Here is a 13,979-nt window from a genome sequence, read left to right on the forward strand (position 1 = left end):
CGCGAAAAACTCACAGGCGCCGCGTTGATTCAGGAAGCACGCGTTATCGTTGACGTTTTTCGCGAGCAAGCTCGCTCCTACAGGGGGTAATCAGCGCGGTGGGTAGTTGGAAAGGATTTTGGTCACCGTACTGCGGATGGCCTTGCTGCGATCTTCCGGGTTTGGCGTGCTGGCCATCATTTGCTCGTCGCTGCCGCGCCACACCAGTTTGCCGTCCTTGCCGTCGAGCAGGTCGATCTGGATGGTCGCCACTTTGTAGGTGATGTTGCGCGTTTCGTTGTACATCGGCGCGCCCCAGTAGCCATTCCATGGGCCGCCCCAGGCGCCGCCGTAGTTGGTGGTGACTTGTTGCTGGCGGTCTTCGACGATCAGGTACGCCTGTACATTCAGGTCGGCCTTGGTACCGGCCGCTGCGGGGCGCAGGCCGCGTTGATCGAGTTGCTCGCCCACGGCCTGGCGGATGCGCTGCTCGGTGAGGTCGCTCTTGATACGCGGGTCATCGGGGCGGTACTGCAATGCCGGGTCTTTCCAGGCCCAATTACGGTAGGCGCCAAAGTCGCGGCTGGCGTCGAAATCGTGGTTGACCTGGTTGCTCTGGCAACCGCCCAGCAACACAACAACAGCAAGTGCAGCGATGCGACCCAACATGATGTTCTCCAGAAAACGACATGAACCTGAAATGAGAATAGCTGCTAACTGGGCGGATAGGCAGCCATTGCCTTCTGCATCGCCTTGCGCAAGCTATCGGCGCGCTCACTCAGGCTGCCCTGGCTGGTGGTTTCTGCGCTGGTGCTCCACACCGGTTGGCGGGTGCGGGCGTCGAACAGGCTGATGCGCGCCACCGCCACCGTCACTTCATAGGTGCGTACCACAGGCACGCTGTTGTACATGCCATAGCCGTTGCCATAGCGGTTGTAGCCACCGTAGCCGTAGCCATAGTCGTCCTGGACCTGGCGCAGGCGCTTCTCCAGGCGCACATCGGCACTCACCAGCAGGTCGGGCACACGGTTGTCATGCAAGGGGCGCAGGCCGCGCTGGTCGAGGGCGCCGCTGACCGCCTCGGCAATCTGTGCCGAATCGGCCCAGGCCGTGCCGGCTGGCAACTGGCCGTTGAGCCAGCCCCAACTGCGATAGGCGCCGTAGTCGCGTACGGGTGCCGGGTAGGCGCTGGCATCAAAAGTGGTGGCCGCCTGGGCCGGGGCCGGCGGCATCGGTGCCGAACTGGCGACATAAGGATTAGGGCTGGAACAGGCTCCCAGCCCCAGGGATAACAGGATCAAACCGAGACGACGCATTTGGACCTCCGCAGGCTGGGCCGCTTAAACCGGACGGCAGACCCAGTGCAAATATCGCCCAAGCCCGGCAAAACTTGGGTGACGACGGTGAGCGAGCTCCATCTCCAACAAGTCCTGCAAATCGGCGCGAGCCTGGAATTCTACCGGCATATAGTCGTGGAACACCCGCACGCCACTTTGGCTTTCGACCTGCCACAACCCTTCGAGTTGCGCCGCCAATTCCCGAGGGTCGAGCGGTTGCTGCGGCGTGAGGCTCTGCTTTTCACCGGCCATGTCGTTCTTGCGCATTTTGCGGAAGTGGCCTTTGAGCAGGTTGCGGTAAATCAACGCATCGCGGTTGTAGAACGCCAGGGACAACCAGCCGCCGGGCAGCGTCAACTGATGCAGCACCGGCAGGATGGCATGGGGTTCGGCCAACCACTCCAACACCGCGTGGCACAGCACCAGATCGTAAGGCTCGGTGAGTTGACCGAGCAAGTCTTGCCATGGCGCATGAATAAACGTCGCACTTTGGCCGGCGTCGGCAAAACGTTGGCGCGCACCGTCGAGCATCGGCTCAGCGGGTTCGGCCAGGGTCACCTGGTGACCGCGCTCGGCCAGCCACAGCGACATATGCCCCAGGCCCGCGCCGATATCCAGCACGCGCAACGGACGATCAGGCAACGCTTCAAGCAAGTCAGCCTGAAGCACCGCCAGGCGAATCGCGCCTTTGGCGCCGCCGTAGATTTTCTCGGCAAAACGCGTGGCCAACTGGTCGAAATGACGATCACTCATGGGCAAACCGCCGCTCGCTGTCGGCCAACTTGGCACGCACCACTTCATTCATATCCAGGCCCAGCTCACTGCACAGCAACAGCAGGTACAGCACGATGTCACCGACTTCCTGGCCCGCATGGGCGAGTTTATCGGCGGGAAGCTGACGGGATTGGTCTTCAGTCAGCCATTGGAAGATTTCCACCAGTTCGGCCATTTCCACACTGGCGGCCATGGCCAGGTTTTTCGGGCTGTGGAACTGCTTCCAGTCGTTGGTATCGCGGATGCGGTGCAGGCGTTCGGTGAGGTGTTCGAGGTTCATTGGGGGGCTCCTGAATGGGTATAGCTTCAGGGGGATGGGGATTGAAGGCAAGTGAATAGCGGTGGTGTTCTCAAGGGCGCTATCGGGAGCAAGCCCCCTCCCACACTTTGATTTGTGAACACATTTCAAAATGTGGGAGGGGGCTTGCTCCCGATGAGGCCCTAATCAACCACGCTAAACTCGAGCCTGGCGGTTTGACCGGCCTCATCCAACACGCTGAGCTGATATCGCCCCAACCGCTCAAAACTGGCATTGATGCTGTCCTGATTGGCGCTGTCCCCCAACGGTGCGCCGTTGAGAAACCACCAGCGCCGACCGCTGCCGCCCAACGCGGAGATTTTCAGGCGCAAGGCTTGTTGGCTGGCCGCGGGCAGGCGCAACTGGTCGCCCTCGCGCACGCCCACAATGGACAATGGCGAAGCCGCAGCCAGCGCCGGTGGCGGGCAATCCGGGTCAGGCGCAGGAATGCGCGCTTCACGGCGTTCAACCCTTGGCAACCAGGGCTCCAGCGGCGCTGGCCACAGGGCAATATGCCTCGGCACCGCGCCAGGGCAATGGGCATCAACCCGCAAGCCCTTGGCATTAACCCAGATGCTCTCCATCAGCCCCACGCTCAAGGGTTGATCCAATGCCTGCAAGGTCGGCGGCGTGGTGTTGTCCAGGGTCCAGGCGAAACGCTGGCGACGGCAGTTGGGGTCGCTGCGGTTCATGGGCTGGCCCAGCGGCCAACAGATTGCCGCCACGCCGATATTCGCCGGCACCGGTTTGACCGGCGCGCTGATGCCGCGCTGACTGTCGCGGTTGGTCAGTACGTCATGTACCTGCAACATCAACGGCGCCGCCGACGCCAGGCCGAACTGGCCGGGGACGGGCGTGCCATCCGGCCGGCCGATCCATACACCGATCAAATAACGCGGCCCTACGCCAATTGCCCAGGCATCGCGAAAGCCATAGCTGGTACCGGTTTTCCACGCCAGCACCGGGCGCTGCACCAGCTCGGCACGCGGGTCGCGATCGGGCCGTGCCTGGCCGCTGAGGATACGCCGCACAATCCACGCAGCCCCCGGCGACAGCAAAGGTCGCTCCCTGAGCGCATCCTCCGGCTGTAGTCGCAACGTCGCACTTTTGCCGTCACGGGCCAAGGCGCTGTAGCCGCTCACCAGGTCCTCCAGGCGACTGCCCGCGCCGCCGAGGATCAGCGCCAGGTTCGGCTCGGCCAGCGCCGGCAACGCCAACGGCATGCCGCCGATGCGCATCTGTGCGGCAAAGCGCTTGGGCCCGTAGGCTTCCAACAGTTGCACCGCCGGCAGGTTCAACGAGCTGGACAGCGCCGTGCTCGCCGGCACCGCCCCGGTAAAGCCCATGGAAAAGTTGCCCGGCCGATAATCGCCGTAACGCCGGGGCACGTCCTGCAACAGGGACTCGGAGTGAATCAAGCCGTCGTCCAACGCCATGCCATACAGGAAAGGCTTCAGGGTCGAACCGGGCGAGCGCAGCGCACTGATCATGTCCACATGGCCAAAGCGCTTGGTGTCGTTGATATCCACCGAGCCCAGGTAGGCGCGCACCGCCATGCTTTCCTCTTCCACCACCAGAATCGCTGCCGAGGTGTGTTCCGGCAGGCGTGCACGCCAACCCAGCAGGAGGTCTTCGAGGCGGCGTTGCAGGGTGGCGTCCAGGGTGGTGCGAATCAGCGGCGGGCTGTCGGGGCGGTTCAGACGCCGCGCCAGCAACGGCGCCAGGCTCGGTTCCAGGCGCGGGGCGAGCAGCAGCGGTTCTTCCAGGGCTTCATCGACCGCAGGCTGCGGCCACACCTGGAACTCGGCGAGGCGGCGCAGCACTTTGTCGCGGGCCTGCTGGGCACGTTGCGGATGACGGTCCGGGCGCAAGCGACTGGGCGCCTGGGGCAATACCGCGAGCAAGGCGGCTTCGGCGTGGGTCAGTTGTGAGGGCGACTTGCCCAGATACGCCCAACTCGCCGCTGCCACGCCCTGCAGCGTGCCGCCGAAGGGCGCACGATTGAGGTAAAGGTTGAGAATTTCGTCCTTGGACAGGTGCCACTCCAACTGCGCGGTACGCCACAGTTGACGCAACTTGCCATGCAGGGTGCGTGAATGCGGGTCGAGCAAACGCGCCACCTGCATCGACAAGGTACTGCCGCCGGACACCACCCGTGCACCGGTCAGGTTTTGCCAGGTCGCCCGTACCAGCGCTAGCGGGTTTACCCCGGGGTGTTGGTAAAACCAGCGGTCTTCGTAAGTGAGCAGCGCGTCGAGATAATACGGCGACACCTCGCGCGTCTGCACCGGGTAGCGCCATACGCCGTTGGCATCAGCAAATCGCCACAGCGGCGTGCCATCTTCGGCCAGGACCACCCGGGCCAGGTCGTCCTGGGGCAGGGGCAAGGGCCAGATACGATCGGCCAGCCATAGCACGGCGATTACCAACAGCAGGCTCGCCAGGGTCCAGCGGGCAACAAAACGCAAATTCAACCGGGCAAACCTCTATGCTTGTAGGGAACTAGCCTGTCGCAATAACGACCAAAGGCTCAGTTACGCCCACCTTCTTATCAGGACACGCACATGCAGGTAGAAAGCTTTTTCGAATGGTTGGGCCAGGCGCTCGGCTCCGTCATCCGCTTTATCGTCGATGGCCTGAGCGGGTTGTTCGGGGCATTGACCCACGCCGGCGGCAACTTTATCGATGGCTTGTCGCGTACCTTGGGCATGGACACCTCGATCATCAGCATCATCACCCTGATCGTCGGGTTGCTCTTCTTGTACTCGGCGGTACGCGCCTTTATGCGGGCCTCGATCATCGTGGGCATCATCTGGCTGCTGCTGGGCCTGTGGTTGCTGAGTTGGGTTGTGCACTGATTTATCTGACAGCCCCAATCCCTTGTGGGAGGGGGTTTGCTCCCGATAGTTGAGTGTCAGCCAATGATGCTGTGACTGATTCACCGCTATCGGGAGCAAGCTCCCTCCCACAAGAGCGCCCACTTCAACTTCAGCGATCAGCGGCCCTTGATCACCATATCCCCCGGCGTCTCGCCCACCGCCTGCCAGTTCGGCCGATACATCGACTCCACTTGCGGCGGCGGCACGCGATAGGTGCCAGGCGTCACCGCACGTGCCAGGTACAGCAAGTGCGTGGTGCCGTAGCCGTCCAGGTTCATCGCCGCCACATAGCGATCATCCCTGAACTCCTGATGCTTGAGCGATGCGTTCTGCATCGACTCGCGCCACTCCTTCACCTGGCTGCTGGCGTTCTCAAGGCTCGCCGCACTTTGTGCCAGGTTCTGGTTTTCCAGCTCCAGGCCAGCGGGCAGCAGGTCTACCACCAGGGCATCCGGCACGCGTTGCTTGGCACTGACGGCCAGGTGCACCAGAACCAGGTCGCCGCTGTCGAGGCTGCGCAGGTTCAATGGCTGGCCGTTCATGCCCAGGTATTCGCGGCGAATGCTCAGGTTCTCGCCGCCCGCTGCCGGGGGCAGTTGTGGGTAACCTGAAATAGTCAGCTGCTGGTAAACGGGAGTCTGGCCCTGATTGCTCAGGCTCAGGTCGCTGGATAGCAGCTTGTCATCCAGTTGCAGCGTGGACTGCTGGTTGTTCAGCTCCCGCGCCCCGCCACTGCCGGTCAGCGACACCTGCCAGTCAGCCTCGGGCTGGGCGAAACCGAGCCGACCGGCCAGGAACAGCGAGTTGCGCTCCTGGGTCGACAGATACGGGCTGGCCGCCAACTGGTCCGACAAGGTAAACAGGCGCTCTTCACGTTTGCCCTTGGCCAAATCGTTTTCCTCCAGCAGCGCCAGGATCATCGCCTGATCGCGCAATGGGCTACCGTAGTCGGCCAGCCATTCCTTGGCACTGCGCTGCGCCGCCAAACCGGCGAGCAAGGCTTGATCGGCACGCGGCTGGTCGCCCATTTTTTGCAAGGCGATGGCCAACTGCACCAATGGCAATCCGGAGCGCGCATCACTGCGGCGTTCGAACAGGCTGCGCAAGGCACCCAACGGCGCCTGCTGACTGCGCGCCAGCACCATGCCGGCGTAGGCCTGTACGGCAAAACGCGTGTGCTCGGCGTTGTCGCTGTAGTCGACTTCAATCAGGTTGCGTTCCTGCACATACCGCAGCAGCCGCTCGCTGGCCTTCTTCAAGGCTTCAGGCGGTACGGCAAACCCCTGGTCGCGGGCGCGCAGGAGGAAGTCGGTGACATAGGCGGTCAGCCAATATTCTTCCTCGCCGTCAGCGCCCCACAAGCCAAAGCTGCCGTTGTAGCGCTGCATCCCCAGCAGGCGTTCGATGCCCAACTCGATCTTGCGTTTGCGCTCGGCATCCGGTTCGCCCTTGATGCTCAGGCGCTTGAGCAGCGCATCGTCGGCATACAGCGACGGGTACAAGCCACTGGCGGTTTGTTCCAGGCAGCCATAGGGGTAGGCCTTGAGCGCACTGATCTGTGCACCAAGGTTCAACGGCGGCCGGCTCGACAGGCTCAACAGCGCCTCACGCCCCGAGGCATCGAACTGATCGAGCGTGCCCGCCGGCAAGCTCCACGGCTGATCCTTGAGCACAGCGCGGTAATGCTTGAGTAAGGCCGGGTACGCCGGGCGCACGCCCAGGGTCCACTCGCGGCTGAACGGCGGCAGGTTTTCCCCCGGCAGGTCCAGGCCATTGACGGTGACCTTGACCTTGCCCTGGCCGAGACCGCCCCAGGCTTTTACCGGAATACGCAGGGTGGTGCGCTGGCCTTGCTTGAGCTCAACCGATTGCGCGCCGCTGTTGACCAGTTCCAACTGCCCTTGCGCGGTCAATTGCACATCGAGTTTCTGCGCCTTGCCCGACAGGTTGGAGAGGTCCAGGGCCAAGGTGGTCTGGTCGCCTCCCGCCAGGAAGCGCGGCGCCGACAGCTCGGCAATCAGCGGTGCGGCGATGACAGTCTTGCCCTCGGCCATGCCATAGCGATCATCGCTCCAGGCCTGGGCCATCAGGCGCAGTTCGCCATTGAAATCGGGGATATTGACGCTGACTTCGCCCTCGCCTTTATCGTTCAGGGTCACCGGCGCGCTTTGCAGGGCAACGATGGTCACACTGGTGTCCGGGCGCTTGCCGCCTTTGGCCAACGCCGCGTCACCGCCAAATGCCAGGCTGGCGAGGCGCCCCTGGCCGGCTTCGATCAACTGGCCGTAGATGTCGAACTGGTCGACGCCATAGGCTTTGCGGCCGAACAGGCTGGAATACGGATCGGGCGTGGGGTATTCGGTGATATTGAGGATGCCCACATCCACCGCCGCCAGCAGCACATGCACCTGTTTGGGCACGCTGCCATCGGCGTTTTTGGCGGCGATCTTCACCGTCAGCAGTTGTTTGGGGCGCATTTTTTCCGGTGCAGTGAGGGTCAGGCCGAGTTTGCGCTGGGTACGATCCAGCGGCAGGTGCAACAGGCCCACGGCACGTTTTGGGGTGATATTGGCTTTGCGCTCGCCGGGGCGAATCACCAGGGCGCTCACATACAGATCATGGCGCGACCATTTCGGGTCGAGCTTCACCGCAAAGCTTTTGCCTTCGGCCGGTACGTCGATCTCCTGCCACCACAGCGGGCCTTCGGCGGACTCCACCAGCAAGTAGCCTTTACCGGCAGCCGGTGGCGTGACGGTGACATTGGCGGTGTCGCCATCGCCATAGGCGGGTTTATCCAACGCCAGCTTGACCTGGTCGGGGCGCACGGCGCCGCCTTCGGTGTTGTCCTGGGCCTGGTAGCCGGCCCAGAAGCGCACGCTGCTGACCAGTCCGGTCTGCGGGTCTTCCACCTCGACACGGTACGGGCCCCACTCCACCTGGAAGCTGACCTTGGCGGTGTCGCCGGCCTTGATGTTCAGGGTCTGCTCATCGAGGTTGAGGAATTTCTCGTTGAAGTGATAGCTCCAGCCATCGTTCTCCGAGTAGTTCCAGTAGTAGTCACGGCGCTCACGCACCAGGCGCACCTTGAGGTTTTGCGCAGCTAGTTTCTGACCGTCTTGGTTGGCCACCAGCACTTCGAATTCCACTGGGCCATCGCCATTGGTTTCCTTGCCATCAAACAACCCGCGCAGGCCCGGCAATTGCTCGGCCGGCCAGATCGGCTGCACCAGGCGTCGGGTGATGGGCCGCCCGCCGGACTCTTGCAGGCTGGCTTGCACAATCAGTTGCAACGGGGATTTGGCCTCGGCCCATTTGCTTTCCAGGGTCAGCGCTTGCTCGCCATTGGCGTCGAGTACGCTTTCGTCCAGTTCGAAATCCTGGCTCAGCTCTTCTTCAGTGATGGAACCGAACTGGTACCCCGGCAGAGATTTGACCGCCTCACGCAGCGGGCGCACATAGACCTGGCCGCTGACCCGATTGCCGGATGCCGGTGCGCCGTACAGATAGCGCCCGTTGACCTGAATGACCGGATTTTCCGTTGGGCTCAGTGCGGTTTCACTGCCCTTGAGTTCCAGTGCCAGGCGTTCGGGCAGGAAGTCTTCGACGAGGAATTCATACAGTTGCGGCTTGCCGTCCCCCAGGTCAAATACCAACTGCCAGCGCCCGGTCGGTGCTTCGCCGGCCAGTTGCAGCGCGTATTGATACAGGCCGGAGGCATCAGCATCCCACACAAACTTGCGGCTCACCTGTTCATCCGGACGACGCACCTCGACGCTCACCGGCTGCGGTTTGACCGCGTTGCCATCCTTGTCGCGCAACAGCGCATTGAGCAGCACGGTTTCGCCAGGGCGATACAGGTCACGCGGGCCGAACACAAAGAACTGCAGCGGGTGGGACGGCTGCCCGCCGATATCGAACTCGGCCAAATCCAGCGCGGCGCTGTCCAGGCGCAACAGGCTGGTCTGCTCGCCTTGTTTGGCCAGCAACACCTGGGCTTTTTTCGGCAGTGGCAGCTCGGCGTGACCACCGTCTTCAGTCTTGCCCTGGCCGAGTACGCGGCCTTCGGCATCGAGGATTTCCAGTTCCACGCCGTTCAGTGCCTTGCCGCCTTCCAACGCCTGGGTAAACACATCCAGGCGATTGGCATAGCGGTGCACCGACAGGCCGATGTCACTCAAGGTAAACAGCGTGGCCGGTTGCGAATAGTTGTAGGTGCCCGAGGCACGCATCACCGCCAGGTACACGCCCGGCTGCTGCAATTGCTTGAGGCCGGCAATCGGCAGCAGCAGGGTTTCGCGAGTGTTGCGTGCCGGGTTCAGGTCGAAACGCCCACCGTAGACCAGCTCGGCCATCGGCAGCAGTTCGCGGGACTCATAGCTTTGCAGGCTGGTATTGCGCCCCCACTGCGCCAGGAACGAGGGCAGGGATTCGGGCTTGATGCGGAAGAACTCAACATCGATCTTGTCGACGTTCAGCGCGATCACCGGCAAACCCTCGGCCAGGCGCGTCGGCAGCAACGTGCCACGGCTGGCGAAGCCGACGGTGGCTTGCAGATCACGGGTTTCCAGGCGGGCGGTGTATTCGGCGGCGAGTGTGTTGTCGTTGACTGCCTTCACCCCGGCGTCCACGGTCAGCACCAACTTGCGCTGCGGCTCCAGGTGGCGCAGGCGCAACTCCATCAAGTTATCGGACAGCTCCCAGGCGCCATCGACCTTGCCGGACTTGCTGTCCACCAAGTGCAGCTTGTCGGCGAACTTCTGATCCGGGTCCAGAGGAATGGAAAAACTCACCGACAAGGTGCTGGCCCCGTCCAACTGCACCTCGGACACGTCCACCACGCTTAACTCGCGCCCGGCATAGCGCTGCTTCAGCGCCGCCACGTCCACCGCCGCCTTGGCGGGTTTGGGCGCTATGCTTGCCGCGGCGGGCGCCGTCGGTGCAGCGGGCTTATCGGAAGAATCACAGGCGCTCAGCAGGGCCAGCGCGCAAGCGAGGAACAGTCCTTTGTTAAGCATGGGGCACTCGTAGTCAGAGGGAACCGAGGGGTGAACTATATATCAGCGCCGCGCTGGCTGCTGCGGTGCCGGTCACATTGACCGACGGAGGGAAGTTTGGTTCTGGGCAGCCTCAAGTCCCAGCCAAATCCAACAACCAACGACGAACCCTGTGGGAGCTGGCTTGCCTGCGATATCGGTCCTGCAGCCAATATCTCACTGGCTGACTCACCGCTATCGCAGGCAAGCCAGCTCCCACACTGGTTCTGTTGCGTGGCTGATGGATGGGTACAATACCGCTCCACCAAGGAACCTGTATGCCCACCTTACTCACCGACTGGCGCCACCGCCCCACCCATCGCCGCGTCTGGGCCCTGGCCGCGCCGATGATCCTGTCGAATATCTCCGTGCCGCTGGTAGCCCTGGTCGACAGCATGGTCATCGGCCACCTGCCACACGCCCACCAACTGGGCGCCGTGGCTGTCGGCGCCAGCCTGTATACCTTTCTGGCCTGGGCCATGGGTTTCCTGCGCATGGGCTCCACCGGGTTCGCCGCCCAGGCCGCCGGGCGCAAGGATGGCGCGGCGCTGCGGCAAATCCTGTTGCAAGGCTTGCTGCTGGCGCTGGGGTTGGCGATGTTACTGGGCACGGTCGGTATTCCCCTGAGCCATCTGGCGTTGGAATGGATGCAGCCCTCCCCTGAACTGAACCAACTGACCCGCGAATTCTTCCACACCCGCCTGTTCGGCCTGCCCGCCGCCCTTGCCAGCTATGCGCTGGTCGGTTGGTTCCTCGGCACACAGAATGCGCGGGCGCCGCTGGCGATTCTGCTGACCACCAACCTGGTCAACATTGCGCTTAACCTGTGGTTTGTACTCGGCCTGGACTGGGGCGTGGTCGGCTCCGCCCGCGCCTCGGTGATCGCTGAATGGACCGGCGCGCTGCTCGGCCTGGCACTTACGCAAAAAGCCCTGCGCGCCTACCCTGGCCATATCGCCTGGGCTGCACTGAAACTGTGGCAAAGCTGGAGGCCGTTGCTGGCGGTCAACCGCGACATTTTTATCCGCAGCCTGGCCCTGCAGTCGGTGTTCTTCATGATCACGGTGCAAGGTGCACGGCTGGGGGACGCCACCGTTGCAGCCAATGCGCTGCTGCTCAATGGCCTGTTGCTGACGGCACATGCCCTGGATGGCCTGGCTCACGCTGTCGAAGCCTTGTGCGGCCACGCCATCGGTGCGCGTGACCGCCAGGCGTTGCGGCGCTCATTGGTGGTGGCCTGTGGCTGGTCACTGATCGCCAGCCTCGGCTTCGCCCTGCTGTTCACCTTCGGCGGCCATCTGTTTATCGCTATGCAAACGGATATTCCCAGTGTGCGCGAAACCGCCGACATCTACCTGCCTTACCTGGCGGTACTGCCGTTGATTGCGGTGTGGAGTTATTTGCTCGATGGACTGTTTATCGGCGCAACGCGGGCGCGGGAGATGCGCAATGGGATGTTGCTGACGGTGCTGTTGGTGCTGCCGATTGCCTGGGCGTTGCAGGGGTTGGGTAACCACGGGTTGTGGGTAACCTTCCTGCTGTTCATGGCCGTGCGCAGCCTGACACTCTGGGCGATAGCCTGGCGCTTGAATCGGCAAGGGCTGTGGCTGGGAGCAAACTGAAGGAATGCAGATCCAAATGTGGGAGGGGGCTTGCTCCCGATAGCTGAGTGTCAGTCAACAGATTCATTGACTGATCCACCGCTATCGGGAGCAAGCCCCCTCCCACATAGATTACGAGGACAGGTACGAAGAACGGGTCAAGCCCAGGCGCAACGCATCCAGGAACTGGGTGCGCTCAGACGCGGAGATCTTCGCACTCGCACACTTGTCGCGGTAATGCGTCATCAACTCCTCCGGCGACAAGTGCACATAGCGCAGCATGTCTTCGATGGTGTCGTGGGTCTCGATCCCGGCGCTGTACACCGAACCGTCTTCACGCTGGTAAATGTTCACCGAGTCGGTGTCACCGAACAGGTTGTGCATGTCGCCCAGGATCTCCTGATACGCGCCGACCAGGAAGATACCCAACAGGTAGTCCTCACCTTCGTTCAAACCGTGCACCGGCAGGCTGGTCTCGATGCTCTGCTCGTCGACGTACTGCTTGATCTTGCCGTCGGAGTCGCAGGTCAGGTCTTGCAGCACGGCGCGGCGCAGCGGCTCTTCGTCGAGACGGTGCAGCGGCAGGATCGGCAGGACCTGGCCGATGGCCCAGGTGTCCGGCAGGCTCTGGAACACCGAGAAGTTGCAGATGTACTTATCAGCCAGCTTGTCGTTGAGTTCGTCCAGCACCTGGCGATGCGAACGCTGGCGGGCTTTCAACGAGTTGTGCAGGCGGCGGCAGACGGCGAAGTAGCACTGTTCGGCCAGGGCTTTTTCCGCCAGGGTCAGTTTGCCGTCGGCGTACTGGGTGGCCACGTCGCTCATGTAGTGGGTGGCGCGCCAGTAGGTTTCGGTGACCATTTCGATGTCGGTCGGACCGAGCAGGTCCACCAGCCATTGCACGGTTTCCGGCAGGCTTTCCTTGTTTTCGATGGTCGGGATTTCGTCGTTGTGCTTCTCGACGTCAGTGACTTGCACCACCAGCATGGCGTGGTGGGCGGTCAGGGAGCGACCGCTTTCAGAGAAGATGTTCGGGTGCGGCAGGCTCTGCGCATCGCAGAATTCCTTGAGCATGCCCACGACCACGCCGGCGTAGTCGTCCATGTCGTAGTTGATCGAGCTGGCGTTACGCGAGTGGGTACCGTCGTAGTCCACGCCCAGGCCGCCGCCGACGTCGATGTGGTCCACCGGCAGGCCGAGGTTGCGCAGTTCGCCGTAGTAACGAATAGCTTCCTTGAACCCGTGCTGGTAGTCGGCCAGGTTGGCGATCTGCGACCCCATGTGGAAGTGCAGCAGGCGGATGCCCTGGTCCAGGCCGGCCGCGCGGAAACGCTCGACCACCGACAGCAACTGCGCCGCCGACAAGCCGAACTTGGATTTCTCGCCGCCGGTGTCCGCCCACTTGCTCGATGCCAGGGAAGACAGGCGCACACGCAGACCCACCTGAGGCTTGACCTTGAGGCTGGCGGCCTCTTCGATCACCAGCCCGACCTCGGATTCTTTCTCGATCACGATAAATACGTTGTGACCAAGCTTCTGACCCATCAACGCCAGGCGGATGAACTCGCGGTCCTTGTAACCGTTGCAGACGATCGTGCCACCCTTCGGCGCCAGGGCCAACACGGCCAGCAGCTCGGGCTTGGAGCCTGCTTCCAGGCCGATGGAGACGTTCTGGGTGGCGATGATGTTCTCGATCACCGCTTCCTGCTGGTTCACCTTGATCGGGTACAACGCGGTGTACTTGCTCTGGTACTCCAGGCGTTCGATATTCGAATCGAAGGCGCCGGTGAGTTGGCGTACACGGTCTTGCAGAATGTCGGGGAAACGCACCAGCAGCGGCAACGACAGGCCGCTTTTACGCAGTTGATCGACCTGCTCGTACAAATCGACCGGCGTGCTGTTCGGACCGTTGGGGCGGACTTCTACGCGACCGGCTTCATTGATCGCGAAATAACCGGCCCCCCAATGGCGGATCCCGTAAACACTGCGGCTGTCCGCAACTGTCCATTGGCTGCCATCGTCTTTGCGTGTGCGTCGTACGGACATCGAAGTCCCCTATAAATGAAGGCGAAGGCGCC

At 62.6% G+C, this 13,979-nt stretch carries 9 protein-coding genes; 2 read left to right on the forward strand and 7 right to left on the reverse strand.

Annotation, left to right across the window (positions count from 1 at the left end; genetic code table 11):
- Positions 1–90 precede the first annotated feature (90 nt).
- The 5 genes from QMK52_RS04005 to pbpC all read right to left on the reverse strand — a co-directional run bounded on the left by QMK52_RS04005 (position 91) and on the right by pbpC (position 4,862).
- Positions 91–648 carry a DUF4136 domain-containing protein gene (locus tag QMK52_RS04005; RefSeq protein WP_122732329.1) on the reverse strand — a complete coding sequence of 186 codons (558 nt, stop codon included), beginning with the start codon at positions 646–648 and terminating at the stop codon, positions 91–93.
- A 44-nt stretch (positions 649–692) separates the two neighbouring features.
- A complete protein-coding gene (locus tag QMK52_RS04010) occupies positions 693–1,295 on the reverse strand; it encodes a DUF4136 domain-containing protein (protein WP_122732330.1) in 603 nt (200 codons plus the stop codon).
- A gap of 24 nt (positions 1,296–1,319) precedes the next feature.
- Complete coding sequence (locus QMK52_RS04015; protein WP_122732331.1) at positions 1,320–2,069, reverse strand: methyltransferase; 750 nt, start codon at positions 2,067–2,069, stop codon at positions 1,320–1,322.
- Positions 2,062–2,370, reverse strand: a complete 309-nt coding sequence (locus QMK52_RS04020) for a MazG-like family protein (RefSeq protein WP_003188211.1) — start codon at positions 2,368–2,370, stop codon at positions 2,062–2,064. Before QMK52_RS04020 ends, QMK52_RS04015 begins: the two co-directional genes overlap by 8 nt.
- Positions 2,371–2,531: 161 nt before the next feature.
- Positions 2,532–4,862, reverse strand: a complete 2,331-nt coding sequence (gene pbpC / locus QMK52_RS04025; protein WP_320403836.1) for a peptidoglycan glycosyltransferase PbpC — start codon at positions 4,860–4,862, stop codon at positions 2,532–2,534.
- Between the two features lie 90 nt (positions 4,863–4,952).
- Here pbpC and QMK52_RS04030 point away from each other — a divergent pair, with 90 nt between their 5' ends.
- Entirely contained in the window at positions 4,953–5,246 is a 294-nt protein-coding gene (locus QMK52_RS04030) for a hypothetical protein (RefSeq protein ID WP_005784417.1), read from the forward strand.
- A gap of 137 nt (positions 5,247–5,383) precedes the next feature.
- On the opposite strand, the gene QMK52_RS04035 is transcribed toward QMK52_RS04030, so the two are convergent.
- Positions 5,384–10,282 (reverse strand): alpha-2-macroglobulin, encoded by a 4,899-nt coding sequence (locus tag QMK52_RS04035; protein WP_320403837.1) that lies wholly within the window; start codon positions 10,280–10,282, stop codon positions 5,384–5,386.
- A gap of 296 nt (positions 10,283–10,578) precedes the next feature.
- Between QMK52_RS04035 and QMK52_RS04040 the strand changes: the two genes are divergently transcribed.
- A complete protein-coding gene (locus QMK52_RS04040; RefSeq protein WP_005784412.1) occupies positions 10,579–11,922 on the forward strand; it encodes an MATE family efflux transporter in 1,344 nt (447 codons plus the stop codon).
- Between the two features lie 111 nt (positions 11,923–12,033).
- Here the strand turns inward: QMK52_RS04040 and speA are convergent, their stop codons facing one another.
- Positions 12,034–13,947, reverse strand: a complete 1,914-nt coding sequence (gene speA / locus QMK52_RS04045; RefSeq protein ID WP_005784410.1) for an arginine decarboxylase — start codon at positions 13,945–13,947, stop codon at positions 12,034–12,036.
- Between the last annotated feature and the right edge of the window lie 32 nt (positions 13,948–13,979).

The organism is Pseudomonas sp. P9_2, from assembly GCF_034008255.1.
Lineage (GTDB): Bacteria > Pseudomonadota > Gammaproteobacteria > Pseudomonadales > Pseudomonadaceae > Aquipseudomonas > Aquipseudomonas synxantha_A.

What these genes read in the sequence shown, in the direction of transcription:
- QMK52_RS04010 (WP_122732330.1), bottom strand. Translation starts at nt 1,295, where the DNA reads ATGCGTCGTCTCGGTTTGATCCTGTTATCCCTGGGGCTGGGAGCCTGT.
- QMK52_RS04005 (WP_122732329.1), bottom strand. Translation starts at nt 648, where the DNA reads ATGTTGGGTCGCATCGCTGCACTTGCTGTTGTTGTGTTGCTGGGCGGT.
- QMK52_RS04035 (WP_320403837.1), bottom strand. Translation starts at nt 10,282, where the DNA reads ATGCTTAACAAAGGACTGTTCCTCGCTTGCGCGCTGGCCCTGCTGAGC.
- QMK52_RS04030 (WP_005784417.1), top strand. Translation starts at nt 4,953, where the DNA reads ATGCAGGTAGAAAGCTTTTTCGAATGGTTGGGCCAGGCGCTCGGCTCC.
- QMK52_RS04015 (WP_122732331.1), bottom strand. Translation starts at nt 2,069, where the DNA reads ATGAGTGATCGTCATTTCGACCAGTTGGCCACGCGTTTTGCCGAGAAA.
- speA (WP_005784410.1), bottom strand. Translation starts at nt 13,947, where the DNA reads ATGTCCGTACGACGCACACGCAAAGACGATGGCAGCCAATGGACAGTT.
- QMK52_RS04040 (WP_005784412.1), top strand. Translation starts at nt 10,579, where the DNA reads ATGCCCACCTTACTCACCGACTGGCGCCACCGCCCCACCCATCGCCGC.
- QMK52_RS04020 (WP_003188211.1), bottom strand. Translation starts at nt 2,370, where the DNA reads ATGAACCTCGAACACCTCACCGAACGCCTGCACCGCATCCGCGATACC.